Annotated in this window: 13 protein-coding genes and 1 other annotated feature; of the genes, 4 read left to right on the forward strand and 9 right to left on the reverse strand. The window is 65.7% G+C overall.

Features of this window, described 5'->3' with window-relative positions; translation table 11 throughout:
* Positions 1-473 precede the first annotated feature (473 nt).
* Positions 474-1,874, reverse strand: coding sequence for a hypothetical protein (locus tag ACOOF5_RS05175; RefSeq protein ID WP_420437294.1), 1,401 nt, complete (start codon positions 1,872-1,874; stop codon positions 474-476).
* A 118-nt stretch (positions 1,875-1,992) separates the two neighbouring features.
* Between ACOOF5_RS05175 and ACOOF5_RS05180 the strand changes: the two genes are divergently transcribed.
* A complete protein-coding gene (locus ACOOF5_RS05180) occupies positions 1,993-3,285 on the forward strand; it encodes an ISL3 family transposase (protein ID WP_420437296.1) in 1,293 nt (430 codons plus the stop codon).
* 549 nt (positions 3,286-3,834) lie between these two features.
* Here ACOOF5_RS05180 and ACOOF5_RS05185 read toward each other — a convergent pair.
* From ACOOF5_RS05185 to ACOOF5_RS05210, 6 genes are all read right to left on the reverse strand, one after another.
* A complete protein-coding gene (locus ACOOF5_RS05185) occupies positions 3,835-4,206 on the reverse strand; it encodes a hypothetical protein (RefSeq protein WP_420437298.1) in 372 nt (123 codons plus the stop codon).
* Positions 4,207-4,387: 181 nt separating this feature from the next.
* On the reverse strand, positions 4,388-7,102 hold the full coding sequence (locus ACOOF5_RS05190) for a cell wall-binding repeat-containing protein (RefSeq protein WP_420437300.1): 2,715 nt from the start codon (positions 7,100-7,102) through the stop codon (positions 4,388-4,390).
* Positions 7,103-7,185: 83 nt separating this feature from the next.
* Entirely contained in the window at positions 7,186-9,681 is a 2,496-nt protein-coding gene (locus ACOOF5_RS05195) for a cell wall-binding repeat-containing protein (RefSeq protein WP_420437302.1), read from the reverse strand.
* 192 nt (positions 9,682-9,873) lie between these two features.
* On the reverse strand, positions 9,874-12,321 hold the full coding sequence (locus tag ACOOF5_RS05200) for a cell wall-binding repeat-containing protein (RefSeq protein WP_420437304.1): 2,448 nt from the start codon (positions 12,319-12,321) through the stop codon (positions 9,874-9,876).
* Between the two features lie 529 nt (positions 12,322-12,850).
* Positions 12,851-13,684, reverse strand: a complete 834-nt coding sequence (locus ACOOF5_RS05205; protein ID WP_420437306.1) for an IS110 family transposase — start codon at positions 13,682-13,684, stop codon at positions 12,851-12,853.
* Between the two features lie 110 nt (positions 13,685-13,794).
* A complete protein-coding gene (locus ACOOF5_RS05210; protein ID WP_420437308.1) occupies positions 13,795-14,715 on the reverse strand; it encodes an IS30 family transposase in 921 nt (306 codons plus the stop codon).
* A gap of 246 nt (positions 14,716-14,961) precedes the next feature.
* On the opposite strand from ACOOF5_RS05210, the gene ACOOF5_RS05215 reads away from it, so the two are divergent.
* Positions 14,962-15,960 (forward strand): IS110 family transposase, encoded by a 999-nt coding sequence (locus tag ACOOF5_RS05215; protein WP_420437310.1) that lies wholly within the window; start codon positions 14,962-14,964, stop codon positions 15,958-15,960.
* 1 nt (position 15,961) lies between these two features.
* Here the strand turns inward: ACOOF5_RS05215 and ACOOF5_RS05220 are convergent.
* Positions 15,962-17,226, reverse strand: a protein-coding gene (locus tag ACOOF5_RS05220) for an IS3 family transposase (protein WP_420437312.1) whose coding sequence is annotated in 2 segments (ribosomal slippage) — positions 15,962-16,926 and positions 16,926-17,226 — 1,266 coding nt in all. Because the reading frame shifts where the segments join, the coding sequence is not laid out codon by codon here.
* Positions 16,814-16,930, reverse strand: a sequence feature (AL1L pseudoknot). Its footprint overlaps the gene before it by 117 nt.
* Before the next feature lie 105 nt (positions 17,227-17,331).
* Here ACOOF5_RS05220 and ACOOF5_RS05225 point away from each other — a divergent pair.
* Both ACOOF5_RS05225 and ACOOF5_RS05230 read left to right on the forward strand, forming a co-directional pair.
* Positions 17,332-17,508, forward strand: coding sequence for a helix-turn-helix domain-containing protein (locus ACOOF5_RS05225; RefSeq protein WP_420437314.1), 177 nt, complete (start codon positions 17,332-17,334; stop codon positions 17,506-17,508).
* Between the two features lie 113 nt (positions 17,509-17,621).
* A complete protein-coding gene (locus ACOOF5_RS05230; protein ID WP_420437316.1) occupies positions 17,622-18,914 on the forward strand; it encodes an ISL3 family transposase in 1,293 nt (430 codons plus the stop codon).
* Between the two features lie 190 nt (positions 18,915-19,104).
* Here the strand turns inward: ACOOF5_RS05230 and ACOOF5_RS05235 are convergent, their stop codons facing one another.
* Positions 19,105-21,948: a cell wall-binding repeat-containing protein gene (locus ACOOF5_RS05235; protein ID WP_420437318.1), complete on the reverse strand. Its 2,844-nt coding sequence runs from the start codon at positions 21,946-21,948 to the stop codon at positions 19,105-19,107.
* Positions 21,949-22,439: the final 491 nt, after the last annotated feature.

Here is a 22,439-nt window from a genome sequence, read left to right on the forward strand (position 1 = left end):
TCCTTCAGCAACCCACCGGTACGTCCTTCGGGGAACCGGGAGGGATGCTCAGGGAATCCATGGTATGAGACTCCGGGACGGGTGCGCGTCGCTCGGTACACCACGCCATCGTGAACCGCGTACAGCCTCTGCGGGTAGACGTGAGGCCATCTGGGGCTCGAGAACGGCAATGCAGTGTCGAGGAGCTCCTGCGCTTCCGAGATACCCATGTGAGCAGGGCACTTTCCGACGAGGACTCCGCGCACGCTCGCGAACCCAGCACTCCCCTCACCCCAGGCATGCTTTCGCTTCGGGCTCTCGTCGTGCTCGTACAGCCATCGACTGAGTGATGTCGCACATGTCATCGGTCGTCTCCAACCACCAGTGCCGTCGTGCCACACCTCAGCCGAGACCTCCCGACACGAGGCGGCTCGTGCACCGTGGCAGCGGAAGCGTAGGCGAACGCCCCCCTCTTCGCGACTCGGAATCGATGCCTACGAATCGCCCCCGGCGGGACTGACCAGTGAGCGGGTGTTGATGACGGCTTCTGGTTGCCATCGGATGATGTCGTCGAGGTTGTCCTGGCCGTTCACGGTGAGTGTGGCTGTGAACCCGCCTGCGCCGTAGCCGTCGGCGGTGCCGGCTCGCAGCGGCTCGACCGCGGGGAACAGCTGAACCTCAGAACCGGCCGGGACCCCAGCGGCGGCAGCGCTGTCGCCCACCTCGGTGTCGGCGGCTCGGCCGGGCATGCCCAGCAGCGACGACGCCCACGTGCCGCCTCGCAGCACCGACGCGCCCCGCAGCTCCCACTGCCCGGCCGCGAACCGGGCCTCGCCTTGCGCGGTGCCGGTCGGCCTTCCACGCTCGGTGCGCACAGACCACTCAGCAGCGAACACCGCCGCACGGACCAGACCCTCATCGGTCGGCGGGCGGCGACGCAGCGCCGCGGTCAGCTTGGTGGCCGCCACGGCGGCCTGCTCGCCGACGAGCCGTGCTGACCCGCCCGCAGCACCAGTGGCGAACTCCCAGGTCGACACGCCGACGTCGAGCGGCCGATCGCTGCGCACACCCGACGCCTGCGCGAACCTGGCCCGCACAGGACCCCACAGCGACATACGGCGCTGCGGTTCCGCGGCGACCAGCAGCGAACGCGTCGTGCGCCCGACGCTGCTCACCGCCCGCGCCACCAGCGGCGCTGCTGCGGGCACGTCGACATCGAGACACGACGGCGTTCCCGTCGCTGTCGAGCGCACGACTCCGTCACCGTCAGCGAGATACCAGCCGGCCTCCGACAGACCCAACGCCGCCAACCCCGACGTGTCGGCGCCGGTCTCGGCGACCAGCCACCTCGCGTTCGCGTAGCTTGCTCTGGGCAGGCACACGCCCAACGGCACAGCACCGGCCTCCGACACCCCGCCGGTACTGCTGTGGCGGTACACCGGCGACATCGACAACGTCGTCGCGTACGCGCCGGCGCCCAGCGGCAGCCCTCGCACCGTCGAGACGCCGAACGGCCCGGCGCCGTCGGGAGTCTCCGCGCCCGCCACCCGGAACACCTCAGCGAAACCCAGCGCCACCAGCTCAGACTCAGCAGCCGCGGGGACCGCCGCCGTGCCGCCAACGATCACCGCCTGACGCGCCGCCCTGCAACCGCCCGAACGCATGTCTGCTGCTGCGATCCGCGTCGACAAAGAAAGTGACACCGCGCCGGCCCGAGCCGAATCGGCGAACAAAATCGGCGCCGCATACGTGTCCACTCGCGCGAACCCGCCCACCGGGTCGAAGAGCGGATCGGCCGCAGCCACGCGTCGCAGCCATGGTTCGCTGGATCCGTCGGTCGGATCTGACAACGCCGATGCGGTCATCGCATCGGCAGACACATCGCCTGCTACCACGATCACCAATCTGGCGCTTCGCGTTTGCGCGTGGGGTGAGCGTTTGAGGGTCCCGGCTCGATAGGGAGGGATCCCCCAGAATCGGAGGTGTTGAGACCCCGAGATCTGGAGGATCCCTGTGGCTGTTGACTGTACGCGTGCGTTGTTGCTGATCGTCGGTTTGGGTCCGGGTGTCGCGGTGCGCGATGTTGGGGGCGGCCGCGGCGGCCCGCTCGAGGTCGTGATAGCGCTGACGGATCGGCCGTGCTGTGGGGGCTGCGGCGGGCGGGTGTGGGCTCACGGGGCGAATGGGGTGCGCCTCGCTGATCTGCCGGCGTTCGGGCGGGCGGTGAAGCTGGTGTGGCGCAAGCGCCGCTGGCTGTGCCCCCATCAGGGCTGTGCGGTGCGCACGTTCACCGATCAGCAGCCCGCCATCGCGCCGCCCAGGGGGCGCATGACCAGCCGGGCTGCGCGTTGGGCGACCCGCCGCGCCGGTGCGGGACGCGCGATCAAAGAGATCGCGGCCGAGCTGGGCTGCAACTGGCACACCGCGATGGCTGCGGTGCAGCGTTGGGGCCAAGCGCTGCTCGAAGCCGACGCCTCGCGCATTGACGGGGTGACCGCTTTGGGTCTCGATGAGATCTTGATGTTCCGACGCGGCCGGTACCGCGAACAGCACTGGGGCACCACCATCGTGGACGCCGGAAAAGGCAAGCTGCTGGACATAGTCGCTGGTAAGAGCGCTAAGGGCGCTACCAGATGGATCCAGGGACGCACGTCGAGATGGCGAGCCCGGGTGCGCTGGGCAGTCATGGACCTGTCGGGCCCGTACCGCAAGGCGTTCACCGACGCGTTGCCCAAAGCGATCCAGGTCGCCGATCCGTTCCATGTCGTCAAGCTCGCCAACTCGGCCGTCGACGAGGTGCGCAGACGCGTCCAGAACGAGACAACCGGCGGACGCGGCACCAAAGACGATCCCTTGTATCGGATACGGCGGCTTCTGCTCAAAGCCCACGAACGCGTCACCCAACGCGGCGAGGCGAAGCTGCGCGGCCTGCTCGCAGCCGGCGACCCCCGCGGCGAGGTCCGCGACGCCTGGCACGCCAAGGAAACCCTTCGCATGACCTACCGCATCGGCGACCACAAGACCGCTCTCGAAGCGCTCGACGAGCTGTCCCGCGACCTGCGCGACGAGGCGTACTCGCCGGAGCTGAACAAGCTCGGCCGCACGCTACGCACCTGGCGCACCCCGATCACCAACTGGCACCGCTCACGAGTGACCAACGGTCCCACCGAAGCAGCCAACAACCTGGCCAAGCTGATCAAGCGCGTGTCGTTCGGGATCACCAACTTCGACCACTACCGCACCCGAGTCCTGCTCTACGCAGGAAAACCCGACTGGACCCTGCTCGACACCCTCACCCCACGCTAAAACGCGAAGAGCCACCAATCTCGGGCACACGCCCAAGCCCCACCAATGCGACGCCGCGGACAATCCGCCGACGCCACCGTCAGTCCGGTCAGGCGAGTCGAATGGGAACTGTCCGGTGCCGCGCATCAGCAACGCGGCGACGGCCGAATTCTGCACAGCGTCGCCGCCGAAGACCCGCAGGGCGTTCGGCCATCCCGCCATGCCGAACGACGCCAGTTCAGAATCAGGCCATTGAGCAGGCGAAACGGATCCGGCGCCCATCGTCGCTGGGGTTTCCTGCGACCCGGCTGGCAGCGCAGCCGCGAGTACCAGAAGCATCGCTGCGGCGCATCCAGCTGCCAGTTCGCGTCGAACCCGGCCCAAACCCATCGCGGGCCACGCTGTAGATCGCCGCGCCAGCCGCAGGGAACACCGACGCGGTCCGGCCGCACCCTGGGGGAAGCTGGGGCAGTGGGTGGGCGAACTCCATCGGGATCACTGCAGCCGCCTGGGAGGCAGAGAGAACGGAGCCGGCGCGCGGCAGAGCCAACCCGTCACGAGACCGTGGCGCTACTGGAGTGCGCGAGCGCCTTGGACCGCCTCGATACGAGCGAGTCGCTCGGTGTGGTCGAGCAGAATCGCATTGACTTCGGCGAAGCGGTCGTCTACTTGGACAAACTTGGCGTCGACCCGGGCAAACCCCTCATTCATGTCGTCGCGCAGCGCGTTGAAGCCCACCGCTGCGAGCCCGAACACGCCACCGATCAGCGCCACGATGACCGCGACAAGCGCAGGCACCAGCAGCGAACGCTGAACGGTGCCCGCAAGGCCACGCGAAGTCATCTGCGATTCGACCCGCGCGGCCGTCTCCGCCTCATGCTCTTTCGGAGATGCTTCGATGGCTGACTCGTCTTCGTCGACCACGGTTGCGATAGTAATCACGGAAACCTCGACGACCAGTCGCCCGATGAATTCGAAGCCGCCTACATCCGACGAACACCACCACGGCCGGATACACAAGAAATATGACAGTCCCTCTGTAGGAACGTCCCAAGGTGAATCAGCGCGACGCCGCACCCGACGACGAGTACGAGGGGCTGGGGGGTGGCGGTCGGGAGGCTTGCTAACGAGTGTTGATAAACGCCTCTGGTTGCCATCGGATGATGTCGTCGAGGTTGTCCTGGCCGTTCACGGTGACTGTGGCTGTGAACCCGCCTGCACCGTATGCATCAGATGTGCCCGCCCGAAGCGCTTCAGGCGGCGACGCGACCACGACAGGCGCGCCCTCGTCGACGCTCATGCCCGGCAAACCAATCTGCGAAGTCACCCATGAGCCCCCGGTCAGCACGGTGGCACCACGGAAATGCCAGCGGCCTGCGGTGAACACTGCTTCGCCTTCGGCCGAGCCGACCACTGCGCCAGAACTCGTCCTGATCCTCCATGTCGCCGTGAAGGTGCTCGGCCGCAACGGCCGAGTCGTTGTTTGGCGGTGCCGGAGTTCCAACGACAAACGGGTCGACATAATCTGCGCTCGTTCACCTTCAAGCATCGCTCTCGGCGCCGGCGCCGCTTCAGTGGCTTCGTCAGTCTCGAACAGCCAGCTCGTGGTGCCGGGCTGGCTGCGGTCTCTGCTGCTCAAACCCTCCGACTCGGGAAGGCGCGCGAGCACGTCGCCGGTCAACTCGAACTTCCGGTCGGCATCCGCGGCGAGCAGCAAGGAACGTGAAGTGCGCCCATTGGCGTCGACGGCGCGCACGAGCAACGGCTCACTCGGACGAACGAGGGCGCTCATGCATGCAGGCGCACCCGACTCAGGGGTGCGCCTCGTTCCGTCCGTATCGCGGACGTACCATTCTGTGCTCGGAACGTCGACTATCGAGACAGGTGTCAGCTGTGACGATGCCTCAGCGACAAGCCAGCGGGCATCGGCATAGCTGCGTCTTGGCATGCACGCCTGCAGGCCCGTGGACGCATAGAACACCGGCGCCATGGACAGCTCGGTAGCGAAAGCACCCACGCCGAGTGGCACGCCACGTCGCGACGAGACGCCGAACGGTGCCGAGGGGTCGGGCGTCTCGGCGCCGATGAGCTCCACGACAGGCTGCTCCGCACTGGTCAGCCCGCCGCTCAGCAGTGATGAGACCTCGCCGAGTATCTCCGGCCGAATCAACGACGGGCCACCGAAGGCAACGGCGAAGCCTGGCATAGGGCAAGAGCCCCGCCTCAACGCTTGTGCATAGGCCAAGGCATCGGTAGCGCTGCCCGCAGCGCCAGATCCCACCAATGCACGACACGCGCCCGGCATTTCGAACGCATCGGTCAGGAATTGCTCGACCGAGGGCGGCAGAGCATCACCTCCCGCAGGCACCAATATCACCGGCACAGCGTCATGCGACCGACCCGGCGAATCGCCGCTCGGCCTGCTGTCGCTCATTTGCGCAGAGGCGCCGGCCATGGCTGGCGCTCTCCCGGTGACCGGGCCGATCATCCGCGCCGGAGCGCTGAATTCCGTCGCGGCAGATGCGGCACCGCACCAAGCGCCGGCCCCAAGTGCATCGGGCCAGCCTCGTGTGTTGCGACCGCTGCCCGAGGAGGCTGCCAAGCACAGCAGCGACGACTCGAACGGGCCTCGTGCAGGGTTGGGCCACCAGCCGCCGAAGTGCTGCGCCATGGCGACACTGGTCGAATAGCGGCTTGAGCCGCCCACCCGGGTGACCTCTGCGCTCGCCAAGCGAGCCGCCTCGTCGGCCACCTGCTGCGGTACACGGGCAGTCCCCCCCAGTACCACGATGTGATCCACATTGAGCAAGCTCAGCGCTTGTGCCGTCTCACGGGGCAGACGCCCCGTGCCGTCGTGCAGCAACACCGGGACTTGCCAATAGCTCGTCCACCAACCCGCTGCCACTGCATCAATGCCGTCGACTCCGTCAGTGAGCACCACCGTGCGCCCCAACAGCTCGCACTCGGTCGCGCTCGGCCGGTACTCGACCACCGAATTCGCCCAGAACCCCAACTGCACGCTGCCATCATCAGCCTTTGGGTCGGCACAACCGGTGGCGGCAGCGGGAACAGCAGCGGTGCCCAGCGCCGTGGCCACAACTGCCGCCGTGCCATAGCGATTCTGGCCGCCGACGCGGAACACTTCGGTGTAGCCCACCGAGACGAGTTCCGCTTCGACTTCGGGAAGCACCGCCGACGGGCCCCCGACCACGACCGCCTGCCTCGCCGTCTGGCAGCCGCCGTCGCGGAAGTCCTGAGCCGCAAGCCGCGTCGGCAATCCGAGTGATACTTCGCCCGAACGGGCAGACGGGGCCAGCAGGATGGGCGCGGCGAAGGTGTCGACGCGTGAGAACCCTCCCGGCGGATCGAACAGCGGATCCGCAGCCGCTACCCGGCGCAGATACGGCTCGGTGGACCGCCCCGTCGGATCGGACAGAGCTGCGGCGGCAATCGCGTCGGCGGATGAGTCCGCTGCCACGATCACGATCGCCCGTGGACAGGCACCGATGCCCCACCAATCGCTCGCGCTGGCAAGCCCGTTTGCACCGCCTGATGTTGCGTCGGGCGTATCGAAGGGAAAATCGCCTGTGCCACGCATCGTCAGGGCAGTCGCCAACGATGTCTCATAGCGATCAGCGCCAAAGATGCGCAGCGCATTGGCCCAACCCTCGATCTGTGGTGCGGCCAAGCTCGAACTAGGCCAGTGCGCAGGTGGGACACCCCCGGCGTTCAATGCTGCGGGCTCGGCAGCACCCACGCCAGCCGACAGGGCTGCCAACCCCGCTGCCAGCGCCGCCACCGCACTGACGATGCGGCGACCCGCCGTGGCTCGCTTCACTGACATTTCTGCCGCAAACAGATCTTGCTGGAAGGGCACAGCCGAGTATCAGTCATCAGGCGTCCCAACGTTGACAGCGTCCGTCAGGGACGGGAGAATGAACTGAATCGGCGGTTGACAGACTCGTTGTCGACACGGTCAATTGCAGCACCGATCAACGTCCGCAAACGGGACCGCGTCGACGGCAGAGCCGAAATGTCATCGGACTGCAAGCGGGCCACCATGGTGCCCTCCTGCACACCCGGAGCGAAGTCGCAATCGGCGCCGCCAGCGATGATGGCGGGATTGCCTTCCGGAGCGTCCACGAACTCCACACCCCATGACTCCGCGTTGTAGCCGTCGAGGAAGAAGTCGTAGTCGCCGTCGCCGTCGACATCGATCTCGATCTCTCCTGCTTCGCAATTGACCACAGGTTCGGTCCATTCGAGGGTGAAGTCCACGGTGCTGAGACCGCCTTCAAGATGGACGGGCTCGACGTCGTCGTCAAGCACCGCTCGGTCGCCGTCGACATCGGAGTCGACTTCCGCTTCAAACAATGTTGAGAACTCGTGGTGGCCATTCAGCTCATCCGCCAGATCCCCGAGTGATCGGCTGTGCGATACCCGTAATTCAATGCGCTTGCCTGCCGGTACCACATTGATTTCGGAAGCTTGGTTAGCACTCCAAGCCAGCTCGACGTCGATTCGCAGGCGCCAGTCGTTGCCCACGGCACCATACGCGTCACCGTCACGCTTGGCCCTGATCGTGAATGCGCTGCGTTCTCTGACACCGCGCTCCCGGCCGTCGATATCGATCGACGACGCCCAGCGGCCCTCGGGCTCAGTCACGATCACCTTCGAGACTCGTGGCGATGTGGTGTCCCTCCGGGCGATGATCGATACTTCGCGGTTATCAAGGCCGACAAGATCGCGTACGGCGCCTTCCTTCACAGTCACCCGGTCGCCGTTCTGCAGCGAATCAGCGAACGAAGGTGGTACCGGTACTTCAAAGCGCACCGCGCCCCGAGTTATCTGCACGTACTCGGTGGCAGTCTGCGGATTGGCACCACCGCGTCGGAACTCAACAGCACCAGAACCCAGCCGCAACGGCTCATTCGACTCCACCCATACGACATCAGCGGTGTCCAGTGCCGTCACCGTTAGACGTGGCCGAGAACGGTCAACGGACACCGTGGTTGAAGTACGCCGCACCGTGCGCTGATCGCCGTTGGTGCCGATTACGCCTCCAACAATCTCGATTTCCTCGCGAGCCCGAAGCGCTGTCTCTTCGTCGCATCCCGTCGGAACTGCGGCATCGGTGGACTGAGAGGCACCGGTCAGGACCACGGTGACACGCGTCGTCGACGTACCGTCACCACCAGCGGCTTCAGCATCGCGCGGATCGAGTGTGCTGCCACCCAACCGGTAGTACCGGACGTTCGTCGCATCCGTAGTCAGCACCGGCTCAACAAAGGTGACCGTGAAGAAGCAACGGCCCTGTACGCCTGACACCCGCGCGCGGATCGGATCGAGTGTGGCAGCGGCTTCGGCCTGGGCGACGACGTTTGACGACAGCGCCGCCGGACCCCCAAACACCGTAAACATGAGATCGCCGTCAGCGTCACCTGTCTCGTACTGATCGGACTCCAAGAATCGGCGCACAGCCGCGGGCAGCGATGCCAGCTCGGCCAGCAACAGCGGTGCGCACAGCTCGCCGAGTAGAGGCCCGCTGACTAGTGCGTCTGCCGCCTTGCGGCCGTACGCGAGTCCGAGCTCACCGCCGTCAAAGCACCCCTCGGGCTGCTCGTCTCCGAGCAGCTCTTCGGCAATCTCCACTGCGGTGGCGAATCGATCTGGTCCAAACAGCCGATCGACCGTGATGCCCAACTCCTCGATGGAGTCTTCGACAGCGTTCGATACCGCGGCCTGTCCGCCCAAGATGACGACATGGTCGACGTTGCGCTCCAGAAAATCGGCAACCCCGGGATGCAGCGAATCACGTGGCGTCAGCAAGACCGGATGCTCACCGCGATACGCCAGTGGCCCCACCGCCAGCGCATCGGCGAAGACTGTGTCTGTCGCGACCACAGCCGTACCGCCATGGGAGCGGTACTCGCCGGGTTGGCCCGTTCGCGGCCCGACACGGTCGGCAACGGCCACAGCAGTTGCGTACACATCGTCGCGAGCAATACGCACAACTCCCACGTTGCTGATCTCATCAACAGCATCCTCGACCTCACTGGATACAACGTCCGTGCCGCCGAGGATGTAGACGGTTCTGATGCCGTTGGTCCCGAGGAACTCGGCAACCGATACCGGCAATTCGTCGGGCATTGTCAACAACAACGGCGCTATGTGCTGACGGGAGAGCGCCGGTGTCACGACTGCGTAGCCGTAGTGCTCATCCAGGCCTGAGGTGAGCAACGCCGTTGCGACGGGTGTGCGACTTCCTCGCCGTTCCTCGAGGTAGGCCTCGGCAACGGCCACAGCGGTCTCGTAGCGGGTCAGCCCGAAAAGGCGCTCAGCGTTGATTTCGACGGCGGCAGCGCCTGCTGTGCCACTGCCGGGCGCCAACACACTCGCTGCGATCAATAGGGCCACGAGCGACCATGTCACTCGTCGCCGGCAGGCGCGTGGTCTGCGTTGCACTCCAGCGGAAAACCGTCCGCGACGCTCATCGGATTCGTGCGAAGAACGAGCACTCATCGGTGCCTCCTGCCATTTCGTCAGGGGTCGCGCGTCCACTCAACCACACCGGGCTGCACAATCGCGTCACCCTCGCACTCCGAGACGCTACGGGCGGACGAAGTTGCCGACGCGTCGGTTGACCGCAACGTTGCCCTTCAGGTCAGTAGCAGCTCCTCGATACACGAACAGTCGAGAGTCAAGATCCGGAAGCGAGCTGAATTGCGGCGATTCAAGGCGCGCAACGAGCGTGCCAGAAGGAACGCCGGGGGCCGTGTCGCAGGTTGCTTCATTGGAGACGATCGAGGTATTCCCATCAGGTGCGTCAACGAAGTCCACCTGCAGCCGCGCTGCGAAGCGGCCGTCAAGGTAAAAGTCGTACTCTCCGTCACCCTCGACGTCGAGCTCGATTCTGCCTGGGTCCACCGCTCCCTCAGCGGCGTCGCAGTCGCGCACCGGTTCGGACCATTCGACCGTCATGTCGACGGTGCTGATGCCGTCACGGAAGTTTGTTGGCCGCATGTTGTCGTTGACGATGGCCACGTCTCCGGAGTTGGTACCGGTGACATCCGCGCTGAACAGTTCCCGGAAGTCCGGATTGTTATTGAAGTCCCTGGCTACATCGTCGAGTTTCCGCGGGAATCCGACAGTCGCAGAAATGGTCTGTCGGCGGGTGGAGACCTCGATCTCAGACACCCGACTTCCGGGCCAATCCGGTTCCAGCATGACCTCCAGAGTCCAGCCGTTGCCGATGGCACCGTAAGCCTCGCCCGTAGCTTTCGCTGTGATCGTCAGCGCATCTTCGAACCGCCTGCCACTGAAGCGGCCGTCAACGCCCACATAGGCGGCGCTGCGACCGATGGGCTCGGTGATAATCACTCGCGAGATGCGCGGTGCGGTGCCGTCGCGGCGCGCCGTGACCGTGCCCTCACGGTTGAGATTGCCAGCCAGGTCCTCGACCTCATCCTCGGCGATGGAAACCCGGTCGCCGGCCTGCAGACCATCTACGAGGGGCACGTCGACCTCGTAGCGAAGCGATCCATCGCCGACGGCGAACTGCTGCGTCTCGTCTTCCTGACCGCTGCGCTTGAAGATGAGCTCCGGATTGCCCTGAGGCCCGGGCTCAAGGGGCTCGTTGGCTTCGACATACACAATCGTGGAGCCATCGAGTGCGGCGATGGTGATGCGGGGGCGGGAACGATCGGCGCGCACCGCTGACGAGACGCGCTCCACTCTGCGACGGTCGATGTCGTTGCCAATCACGCCGTCAACTAATTCGATTTCATCGCGGGCCATCAGCGGGGCATTGCAGCCGGTCGGCACTGAAGTAGCCGCCGCGCTGCTGGCACCACTGAGCACGACAGTGGCTCGGGTCGTCATAGTGCCAACGCCAGCGTCGACTCTGGCCTGACTGGAGTTGAGCGTGTCGCCTTCCAGCCGGTAGTTGCGCACATCTTGAGCATCTCGTGTCAGCACTGGCTCATCAAAGGTCACAGTGAAGTGACAGCGACCTTGCAGCGCCGAAATCTGGGCTCGAATCGGATCTCTCGTCGCCGCCGCGTCTGCCTGGGCGAGCGCATCCGGTGACACAGCGAAACGACCACCGAACACCGTGATGTGTAGATCACCGTCTAGATCGCCTGTCTCGTATTCGTCAGACTCCAAAAATTCGCGTGTGGCACTTGGCAGCTCACCCAACTCGGTCAGAAGAAGCGGCGCACATAGTTCACCCAGCAGCGGTCCGCTGGCGATGGCGTCAGCAGCCTTGCGGCCGTAGGCAAGCCCGACTTCACCTCCGACGAAGCACGATTGCGGGGGACGATCGCCCAGCAACTCCTCGGCGAGGCGCACAGCAGTGGCAAATCGATCCAATCCCCAGAGCCGGTCCACGGTGACGTCCATGTCGAGAATGGCACGCTCCACACGCGGGCTCACTGCGGCGGTGCCTCCGAGGATGATCACGTGGTCCGTGTCACTGCGTGTCAGAAAGCGCGAGACGTTGGTGTCCAGTTCACTACCGGGCGTCAGCAGAATCGGGTGCTCTCCCCGGTACGCCAGCGGTCCAGCTGCCAAGGCGTCGGCGAATACGTCACCTGTCGCCAACAGCACGGTCCGACCATTGGTGCGGTAGGTCCCCGGTTGGCCTGCTCGGGGGCCGACGCGCTCGGCCACGGCGGCGGCGGTTCCGTAGACATCAGCCCGGGCGATGCGTTCCACCTCGGTGCCGCGGATGGCCTCAACCGACTGTTGTACGGCCGCAGACACCACATCGGTACTGCCGAGAATGAACACCGTTTCAATGTCGTTGCGATTGAGGAAGTTTGATGTCGATGGCGACAACTGGTCCGGATCGGTCAACAGCAGCGGCGCCTCGAAGCGACGTGAGAGAGCAGGCGCTGTCAGGGCGTAGCCGAAGTGATCATCTGCCCCGGAGGCGAGAATGATCGTGTCAGGCACCGAACGGCTACCACCCAACTCATCGAGATACTCCTCGGCAATCTCGACGGCGGTCTCGTACCGGGTCGGGCCGAATACTCGGTCAGATGTGACATCCACGGCCGCAGCTCCGACAGGGCCGCCGGACGCTGGCAGCAGCGCCGCCACAAGCCCACTGCAAGCGAGGGCCGCTCCGAGACGTCGACGTAGATGTCGGGACCGCCCCCGACCAGCGCGGTCGCTGCTTCCTTCCTTGCAAGCTCGAGGCAACAAGGCGCGCTGCGTCATCGGAGACCTCCACGGGCATGTTTGGCACACCCTCAGCCAACCGTACCAAGGACGCGCGCCGTGTCTGGGGCGCTTGCTACGGCGTGATCGGGTCGTCTTACGTCAGCGGCGCAAGTCGGCTGCGGGAGGCACGTAGAGACTTCGCGGCATGAGGCTCTCGTCGAGCTCGGTATCTGGGTTGTCGGGATGGAAGCTGCGCGCGACACCAGCGTCGGTCTGAATGACGCCGCGATGAGGGTCGATGCTAGTGCCCGGGAGCCGTCGGAGGTTGTACCCGAATTTGGCGCCTCGGGGCGGTTTGGGGTGGGTGTCAGGTCTGTGACCTGCGGTTTTGATTCACCCTGGGACGTTCCTATAGATGTCAAGTGCGGATCTTGAGGGTGGCGAGGTCGGCTCGCAGGTGAGCGAACGACGCCTCGGTGCTGAGCCGGTCGACGTTCTCACCGGCGGCGACGAGCAGCGTGGCGGTGTGGTGGGTGCCGCATCCCAGTCGCGACACCGTGGCGGGCGCTGCGGCTGCGACGAGCTGGCTCAGGCTGCGTTCGAGCCCGTCGGCTTCGGCGCCGAGTTGGGCGATGCGACGGCCGAGGCTGCGCAGGGCGGCTTTGGCGGCCTGGACGGGATCGGCGAGGCGATCGGTGTCAGGCCGCAGCCTTGCGCACACAGCAGCTTTGCCTTCCAATGTTCGGCGGGTGTCGAGCTGGGCGCGCAAAGCGGCGGGAGCGGTGACGAGCAGATTGCCGAGCTGGCACAGCGCAGCCGTGCGGGCCTTGACAGCGCCGTTGCGGGCGACGCTGAGCTGACGGATCGACTCGACGATGCCGGTGGTGTCCTTGGCGGCTGCGGTCGCTTCGCCCGACAGCACCTTGCGGTCGGCGGCCTCGGCATCGATGGCGTCGTTCTTGCCGCGACGCGAACGCAGATGGCGATGGGGCTGGTTGACCTCGATAACCCCGCAGCCCTGCTCGGTCAGCGAACGGGCCAGGGCCGCTCGGTAGGACCCGGTCGACTCGACGCCGACCGCAGCGATCGGCCCGAACGACGCCAGCCATATGTAGGTCGAGTCGTAGCCCGCAACAGTCGCGGGGAACGACTCGGTGCCCAGCACCCGACCCAGCGGGTCGAGCGCCGCGGCGACATGGAAGTCGGTGTGGCAGTCAATACCGCCGATCACCGCCTGCTGTGAGTCTGGCATCATGTCGTCCTTCATCTCGGAACGGCTCGCGTGCCGGGACGGGACGGACATAACAGTGATGAGGCATCTGCCAGCACAGGTTCGGATGAGGTCACGTCGCTCGGCAGGCTCTATCGGTGGTTGCGAGCGAGTCGAGTGTAAGCCTCGGCGGCTGATTGCCAGTTGTGGAGTCGGCGGGGCATCCAGTTGAGGTTGTCCTCGATGATCGACAGTCGCAGCGGGCTGAGGTCCAGCGATGTGCCTTTGGGCAGCCAGCGTCGCAGCAGCCCGTTGGTCTGCTCGTTGGTGCCGCGTTGGCTTGGGCTGTGGGGTTCGCAGAAGAACACCTCGATGCCCAGTGCCGTTTCGATGTCGGCCCAGCGGGCCATCTCGCGGCCTTGGTCCCAGGTCAGGCTGCGCAACAGATGAGCAGGCTGATTCGCCAGGGCATCGGTGACAGCCGCGGCGACTTGGGGCGCGCGGTAGCCGTGCGGCAATGCGACGACCAGCGTGTGACGGCTGACCCGCTCCACCAGGGTCGCGGCGGCGGTGCGGTTGGCTGCCCCGATGATCAAGTCGCCTTCCCAGTGGCCCGGCTCGTTTCGCTCCTCCACGGCTGCGGGCCGCCGGCTGAGCGGCCGGTAATCCCCCAGCGGGCTGGCCTTTTCGCTGTGCCGGCTGCGACGACGGCGACGGCGCCGGCCCCTCGGCAGGTCAGCCCACGCTTGGGCGCCGAGCCCGCAGCCGCTGTACGCGGCCCGGTAGATCGTCTCCGCGCACACCCGCTGCCCCTCAGCGGCCACATCGGCGCTGATCGCTTGGGGCGACCAGCGCTGCTTCATCGGCCGCTTCACCTGTGCGGCCAGCACCGGGTCGGCTTCGAGCTTGCACGCGCGAGGCCGCCGCGCCTGGCGCTTCGCGTCCGTCTGCGCTGCGGCCGCGTCGTACACGGCGGTGGGGCCGCCGCAGCGTCCCAGCTCGCGATACACCGTCGCCGGATGCCGGCCCAGCGCCGTCGCGATGCCCTCACCGGTCGCTCCGGTCGATCTCATCGCCTCAATCCGGCTCTTCGCACTCATGATGGTGGTTGTGTCCTCGACGGTTACGGGTCTGACTCCGCGCTTCGCTGGTTTCGTGCCTTGCAAACGATCTGTCGGCCTGTTTCGCGTCGGGGGCGCGCGCCAGCCGGCCGGAAGGAATGTGACTTGATAGGAGCGTCGGTTCAAGCGCCTTGAGTGCACTGTCCGTCGTTCCGGCCGGTTGACGCCTGACCCAATTTTGAGGAGGGCCAACCGATTATGCCAGATCGATATCGAGATCGATGCCGGGTCGTCGGCGGTGTGGACACCCACCGCGACGCTCACGTCGCCGCAGCTTTGGACCCGGCAGGCCGGCTGCTGGGAACCGCGTCGTTCCCGGCGACACGCACCGGTTATGAGGAGCTGGGGTTGTGGCTGCGCGCTTGGGGCGAGGTGGACAGCGTCGGCGTGGAAGGCACCAGCAGCTACGGCGCTGGCGTGTCGCGGTTCCTCGCCGCCGCCGGCGTCACGGTGGTCGAGGTGCTGCGGCCGCGGCGGCGGTCACGCCGCGGCGACAAGAACGACTCCGCGGACGCTGTTGCGGCGGCGCGTTCAGTGCTGTCGGGCGAGGCCACTGCGACACCGAAGTCCGCTGACGGGCCTGTGGAGGCGATCCGTGCGCTGAGGATGGCACGACGTTCAGCGGTCAAGGCCCGCACCGTCGCGATGAACCAGATCAAAAGCTTGGCGGTGACCGCATCAGAGCAGGTCACGGCCCCTTTGCGTGGTCGCAGCAGCGCCTCGCTGATCAAGGCATGCTCACGGCTGCGGCCCGACCCGAGCCGAGGCGAAGCCGCCGCCGCCGCCAAGAGATCGCTGCGGACGCTCGCGACGCGCTGGCAGTCTCTCAGCGCCGAGATAGACGAGCTCGACGCCGAGATCACGCGCTTGTGCGCCGCTGCCGCGCCGGCGCTGCTGGCTGCTCCCGGCGTCGGCCCCCAAGTCGCTGCCGCGCTGCTCGTCGCCGCCGGCGACAACCCCGAACGGCTGCGCAGCGAAGCGTCGTTCGCTGCGCTGTGCGGCGTCAGCCCCGTCGAGGCTTCCTCGGGCCGCACCGTGCGCCACCGGCTCAACCGCGGCGGCGACCGCCAGGCCAACAACGCCCTGTGGCGCATCGCGACCGTCCGGCTCCGCAGCGACGAGCGCACCCAGGCCTACGCCGCACGCCGACGAGCCCAAGGCAACACCGACCGCGAGATCCTGCGCTGCCTCCAATGATTCACCCTGGGTTTTGCGCAGGCTGAATGTTGTGGTTTTCTGTCTTGTTGTGGTCGGTTCTGGTCGCAGCGTAGGCGGCTTCGAATTCATCGGGTGACATGTCGTCGAGGTAGCCGTGGATACGGTCGGTGTTCCACCAGTGGACCCAGCCGAGGGTGGCGAGCTCGACGTCGTCGACGGTGCGCCATGGTCCTTGGCTCGGGCCGCGGATCAGTTCGGTCTTGTAGAGCGCGTTGACCGATTCGGCGAGGGCGTTGTCGTATGAGTCCGCGACCGACCCGATCGAGGGCACCGCGCCGATCTCGTCGAGGCGTTCGCTGTAGCGGATGCTGGTGAACTGGCTGCCGGCGTCGGTGTGCGCGACGAGTCCTTCGAGTCGGGTCCCGCGTGCCCAGCGGGCCATCTCCAACGCGTCGAGCACCATCTGGGTGCGCATGTGAGAGGCGGCCCGCCAGCCGACGATGCGACGGGAGAACGCGTCGGTGATGAAGCACACATACGCGACGCCGGACCAGGTGGGGACATGGGTCAGATCGGCGACCCACAGCCGGTTCGGGCCGTCGGCTGTGAAGTCGCGTTCGACGAGATCAGCAGGCCGGTCCGCTTGGGGGTCCGCCCGGGTGGTCCGCACCTTTTTTGTCCGCCTTATGCCCCGTATGTCCAGCATTTTCATGAGCCGGGCTGTCTGGTCGCGGCCGATGTCGTGACCGGCGCGTCTGGCGGCGATCCACAGCTTGCGCGCCCCGTACACGCAGTAGTTGGCCTGCCACAGCGCCAACAAGATCGGCATCATCTTCGCGTCGCGCACCGACCGCTGCGACGGCGGCCGCCGTTTGGCTGTCCAATACGTGGACGGAGCCGACTGCAGCGCAGCGCAGACGGGCTCGACCCCGAAGCGGGCACGGTTCGCGTCGACGAACTCGACGATCATCGCTGTCGGCGGTCGAGCTCCGCCCCGAAAAAAACCGCTGCCCGCTGCAGGATCTCGTTCGCCCGGCGCAGCTCGCGGTTCTCCTGGCGGAGCTTCTTGAGCTCGGCGTTGTCAGCGGTCGACACCCCTGCCCGTGTCCCGGCGTCGATCTCGGCCTGGGCCACCCAGCGGCGCAGCGACTCCTCGCCGTAACCCAGCTGCCGAGCCACCCTGACCACCGTCCCCGCCGAGGTGCCCAGCTCCTCGCGCAACGCGAACACCATCCGCACCGCGTGCTGTTTCTGCTCAGCCGAATACCGACGCGACGTCGCCGCCCGGCCTGTTTGTGTGTCCATAGATCCCATGCTCGCTCCAATCCTTGGAGCCTGCGCAAAACCCAGTGCGAATCAAAACGTCACATAGCCCGAGAAATCCACCGGCTCATCGTCGACCCGCCCGAGGTGCCCGACGGCCAGCACCTGCGAGACCTGCGCGTCAAACACGGCATCACCCTCGAACAAGCCGCCGCCGCGCTGGGAGCCTCCACCCCCAAAATCTCAGCCGTCGAACGAGGCCTGCGCCACGACCGCCAGCTCGCCGAACGCTACCAACGACATCTCGACCAAATCGCCGCTTGACAAACATAGGAGCATCGTTTGCGCGTGGGATGAGCGTTTGAGGGTCCGGGCCGTGTAGTGAGGGATCCCCCAGAATCGGGAGTGTTCGCATACCCGAGTTCTGGAGGATCCCTGTGCTTGTTGACCCTATGCGTGCGTTGAGGCTGATGGTGGGCCTCGGCCCGGGCGTCGCGGTGACCGGCGTTGGGGGTCGCCGCGGCGGACCGCTGATGGTCGAGATCGAGCTGACCGAGCGGCCGTGCTGTGGCGGCTGCGGCGCCAAGGTGCACCGTCACGGCGTCAGCGAGGTGCGTCTCGCGAATCTGCCGGTGTTCGGGCGGCCGGTGAAGCTGGTGTGGCGCAAGCATCGCTGGCTGTGCCCGCATCAGGGCTGTGCGGTGCGCACGTTCACCGATCAGCAGCCTCAGATCGCGCCGCCCAGGGGGCGCATGACCAGCCGGGCGGCCCGCTGGGCTACCCGTCGCGCCGGTGCGGGACGCGCGATCAAAGAGATCGCAGCTGAGCTGGGATGCAACTGGCACACCGCGATGGCCGCGGTGCAGCGGTGGGGCCGGGCGCTGCTCGAAGCCGACGCCTCACGCAACGACGGGGTGACCGCGCTCGGCTTGGACGAGATCTTGATATTCCGCCGCGGCCGCTATCGCGACAAGCAGTGGAGCACCACCATCGTGGACGCCCGCAAAGGCAAGCTGCTGGACATAGTCGCTGGTCGCAGCGCCGAAGGCGCCACCAGATGGATCCAGGGGCGCACGTCGCGATGGCGGCGGCGGGTGCGCTGGGGAGTGATGGACCTGTCAGGCCCGTACCGCAAAGCGTTCACCGACGCGCTGCCCAAAGCGACCGGGGTCGCCGATCCGTTCCATGTCGTCAAGCTCGCCAACTCGGCCGTCGACGACGTGCGCCGACGCGTCCAAAACGAGACCACCGGCGGACGCGGCACCAAAGGCGACCCGCTGTACCGGATACGGCGGCTGCTGCTCAAAGCACACGAACGCGTCACCGAACGCGGCGAGGCGAAACTGCGCGGCCTGCTCGCAGCCGGCGACCCCCGAGGCGAGGTCCGCGACGCCTGGCACGCCAAAGAAACCCTTCGCATGACCTACCGCATCCGCGACCACCAAGTCGCCGTCGAAGCCCTCGACGAGCTCTCCCGCGACCTGCGAGACGAGACGTACTCGGCAGAACTGAACCGCCTCGGCCGCACCCTTCGCGACTGGCGCACCCAGATCACCAACTGGCATCGCTCACGCGTCACCAACGGACCGACCGAAGCAGCCAACAACCTGGCAAAGCTGATCAAGCGCGTGTCGTTCGGGACCGCCAACTTCGACCACTACCGAACCCGAGTCCTGCTCTACGCCGGCAAACCCGACTGGACCCTCCTCGACACCCTCACCCCACGCTAAAACGCGAAGAGCCCCCAAGACGCCACCTATCCGCGCTGCCTCCTATATCCAGCAATTTGGATCATGTATGCGCTATTGCTGCTCGCAGACGCGAAGGGCCCCGGGGCGATTGCCCCGGGGCCCTTCTCAGGCTGTTCACCCTGTCAGTGAGCTGATGCCTCCTTACTGGGTGTCCTGTATGTCAGACGACTTACTTGACGAGAACGCTCCGGTTGGAGGAAATGCGGAGTTCCTTCGCAGCGTTCTGCTTTTCGTCGACCTTTAGCGTTTCAAGGTTCTCCGGGAAGTAGCTATTCGCGACGTGCTCTTCGTCAGAGTCATCACCCTCATCGTCACCACCAATGTCAACGACGCCGCGTCCTGTACCCGTTCGGGCACCTGGGATCGTTCCAGCGTTGTTCGTGGTGAACAACATGTGGACCCGATCCAACGGTCGCAAGAACCGAACGGCCGCGGTGTACGGAGTATTGGCGCTGAGGTTTTCCGCAGTATCGGCAACGGAAGCAGGTGAGTACTTGGTGACCAACGCGCTGAGGATGTCATCACGCAGGTTGTTGTTGCCGTTGTCGTCTGTGGTGAGCATCTCGACGTAGTCGTTGAACGTCACCATGAACGCAACTGAACTCAGACCGCCTGTCAGCGATTCGCCAGACTTATTGGCGTCATCGGCGCCATTGTTGGCGTTGGCGCAATTTGCGACGGCCTTGAAGTGGCGAGTGAAGTCACTCGACCCGTTCAGCGCCGCGAGCAGGTCAGACACCTTCGGCGTTCCGTCCATGAAACGGACCCGGATGATGCTGTTCCGCGAGTTCACGCTGACATCAATCTCGGGAGTCTCTGCTGCCGTATCACGACCAGCTGCCGAGTCGACCGTCAAGGTCCAGCCGTTACCAGCGGCACCAGCGGCGCTGCCGTCCCAGAGGGCCTGGATGGTCACGGCACCCATGGTGACTTTCGCCGGGGTGCTCACGCCAGCAATGCTGTCAGGTACAGCATTAGGACCAAGGTCGTTGGTCGGATCGTCATCGACGCCCGGATTGACCGCGCTGAGTCGGATCGACGACACCGTGAAGGACTTCGTCCGAGCGTCGACCGTCTCGCGAATCGTCCGGTTGGCGTTCTCCGCTTCGTCTTTGATCGCACCAGGATTCAGAACGACGATGTCACCCTTGACCAAGTTGTATGCGCCACTGGTAGTAACACCGTCGGTACCAGATCCCTCTGGATCGTCCCCGACAGTGTTGTCCGACGCATACATCGTTTCGAAGTCAAAGCGGACGGCACCAAACACAGCCGGGAATTCCGCCGCCTCTGGGGTAGCGGCCGCTGCGACTGAAACCTTGACACCAGAACGTGTAGTCACGGAGATTTTAGTCGCATCGGCGTTACCCGCTTCGCTGGAGATGACGTGGATGTCGCCACCACCCTCGACCGCGATGACCTCGAGGCTCGGAGCAGCGGTGTCCCGGTCGGGAGTCGGCACCGTGAACGATGCTGGCTGCAGCGGCCTCTTGTCGTCATCGTCACCGAACTGAGTCGCCGTCGGCCGGATTTCGATCTCATCGCCTGCCTTCAGACCATGCGTGAGCGTCACCATCAATGACTCCGAAGGACCGCACGTGGCAGTCGCGGCAGGCATTGGATCGGTAATCGACAGTTCGCCGCCTTCCTCGCCGATCGATGCCGGGGCACTGTTGACGTACAGGACATCCTTCAGCTTGGCGGCCAATTTGAATTCGTCAAGATCGTTGATGCCATCACTGAACGTGATGGTGATCAGACCCTTGGTCTCATCGACATCAGTTTCGGTGTTGTCTTCTGCAGCCGAGGCAGCGGCCTTGATTTCGGCGGTCAGCGGATCCGACGATGTAGCCGTAGCGATCGCAGCCTCCATGACGGCCTCACTCACAACGGCATTGCCACCGATTGCGATGATCGTCAGGTTCGTCTTTGGATCTGTCTGTTCGGGACCAACCTGTTCGGGCGTGCTGGCCAGGTAGTCGCGGACCGAGGCTGGCAGCTCACTGTCGACCAAGAGAACCGGAATCGGTCCGTCGCCCATGCCCTTGCCGAGCACCGGAGCAGAACTGATGCCGTCAGCGGTGGCCTCGCGATTCACCAGCGCAACGCGGGTGGATGAGGTGCCCAAGTCGTCATCGCAGTCGTCCAGCATCAACTCGGCGATCTCAACGGACGTAGCCGCCGCAGAGTCGCCGGCGATCCGCTGCACGGCAATGTTGCCGAGTTCGGAAATCTCGTCGGCGACATCAGCCGAAACAGATGCCATGCCACCCACGATCACAACCCGTTCGATTTTCTCGTCCATCAGGAAGTTGGAAGTCGAGTCGGGCAATGCGTCGGAGTCGGTCAGCAGCACTGGCAATTCGAGTGCGTACGCCATCGGGCCGACCGCAATTGCGTCGACCGCTGGCATATCGCTGCCGTTCACCACGACTGCCACGCTCTCGTCGGTACCGCACCAAGTGGCGTTGCCACCCAGCTCGGAAGCGACCGCAGCAGCTGTCGCAGCACGATCATCGCCCGCGATGCGCATCACCGTCGGCTCTGAAGCCAGATTCTTGATCTCCTCGAGCACCGCATCGGGGACCGACGCTGCGCCGCCAACCACGATGACCTGGCCGACGCCATGGTCCTCGATGTAGTTAGCCACGCCTCGAGAGATCCCGGCAGAGCGCGTGAGCAGTACCGGTGCGTCCTTGTAACCGGCCAGGCCAGCTGAGGTCACCGCGTCGATCAGTGTCTCGCCCGAAGCGACGATCACCGTCGACACTGAACCCAGGTCGCCACCGGCGTAGTTGTGCGCCAACTTGAGCGATGTCTCGTAACGATCAGCGCCGGCAAACTCGCGCGAGTCCTTCTTGCCGTCGTCGTTCGTATCGATCATGTGCTCGTCGGACGTGTTCGCGGCTTGAGCCGGTGCGCCTGCCACGACCGCGAGCACCGATGCCATGAGCATCGCCGCCAGGATCGCAGCAAGGGAGCGCCAGCCCCGCCGCTTCGTTCGAATAGTCAAGGTTCCAAGCCTCCTGCTGGAATTATTGGGTTGTGGTGCCGGGCACGGGGCCTCGTGGCACCGATCTCCCGCCTGACAAGTAGAACCGTGGCAGGGCGTTCCCTGTGACACGGCAATCTGCGAGGGTACGTGCTGCTGCGTTGCTGCGCAATGCACTTTCTGCGCCGCCACCGCATGCGTAGCCGCGTGCGCCGCGGGGCCCCGGCGGCGGGGGGTGCAGGAACCTTGCTTGGCCGCGCAGCCGCTCCAGTATTGCGTCGGCGCCCGCGAACAGCACGACGACATCTACCGGCAGCACCAGGGCGGGCCTCTACCGGCGGCGCCGGGGCGGTCTTCCCGTCACGGCGTGCCGGCTCCCTGCGGTCGGCTGCGGCGAGGCACAGCAGAGCCGGAGCTGGCGCACGTGACGAGCGGTCGGATTCTTGTCGTGCCAGATCGGGTGCAGCACGCAGCCAACACGGCACGAAACGTCCGGCTCGGGTCAGCAGGCG

Source organism: Candidatus Poriferisodalis sp. (genome assembly GCF_965214215.1).
In the GTDB taxonomy this organism is placed as follows: domain Bacteria; phylum Actinomycetota; class Acidimicrobiia; order Acidimicrobiales; family Poriferisodalaceae; genus Poriferisodalis.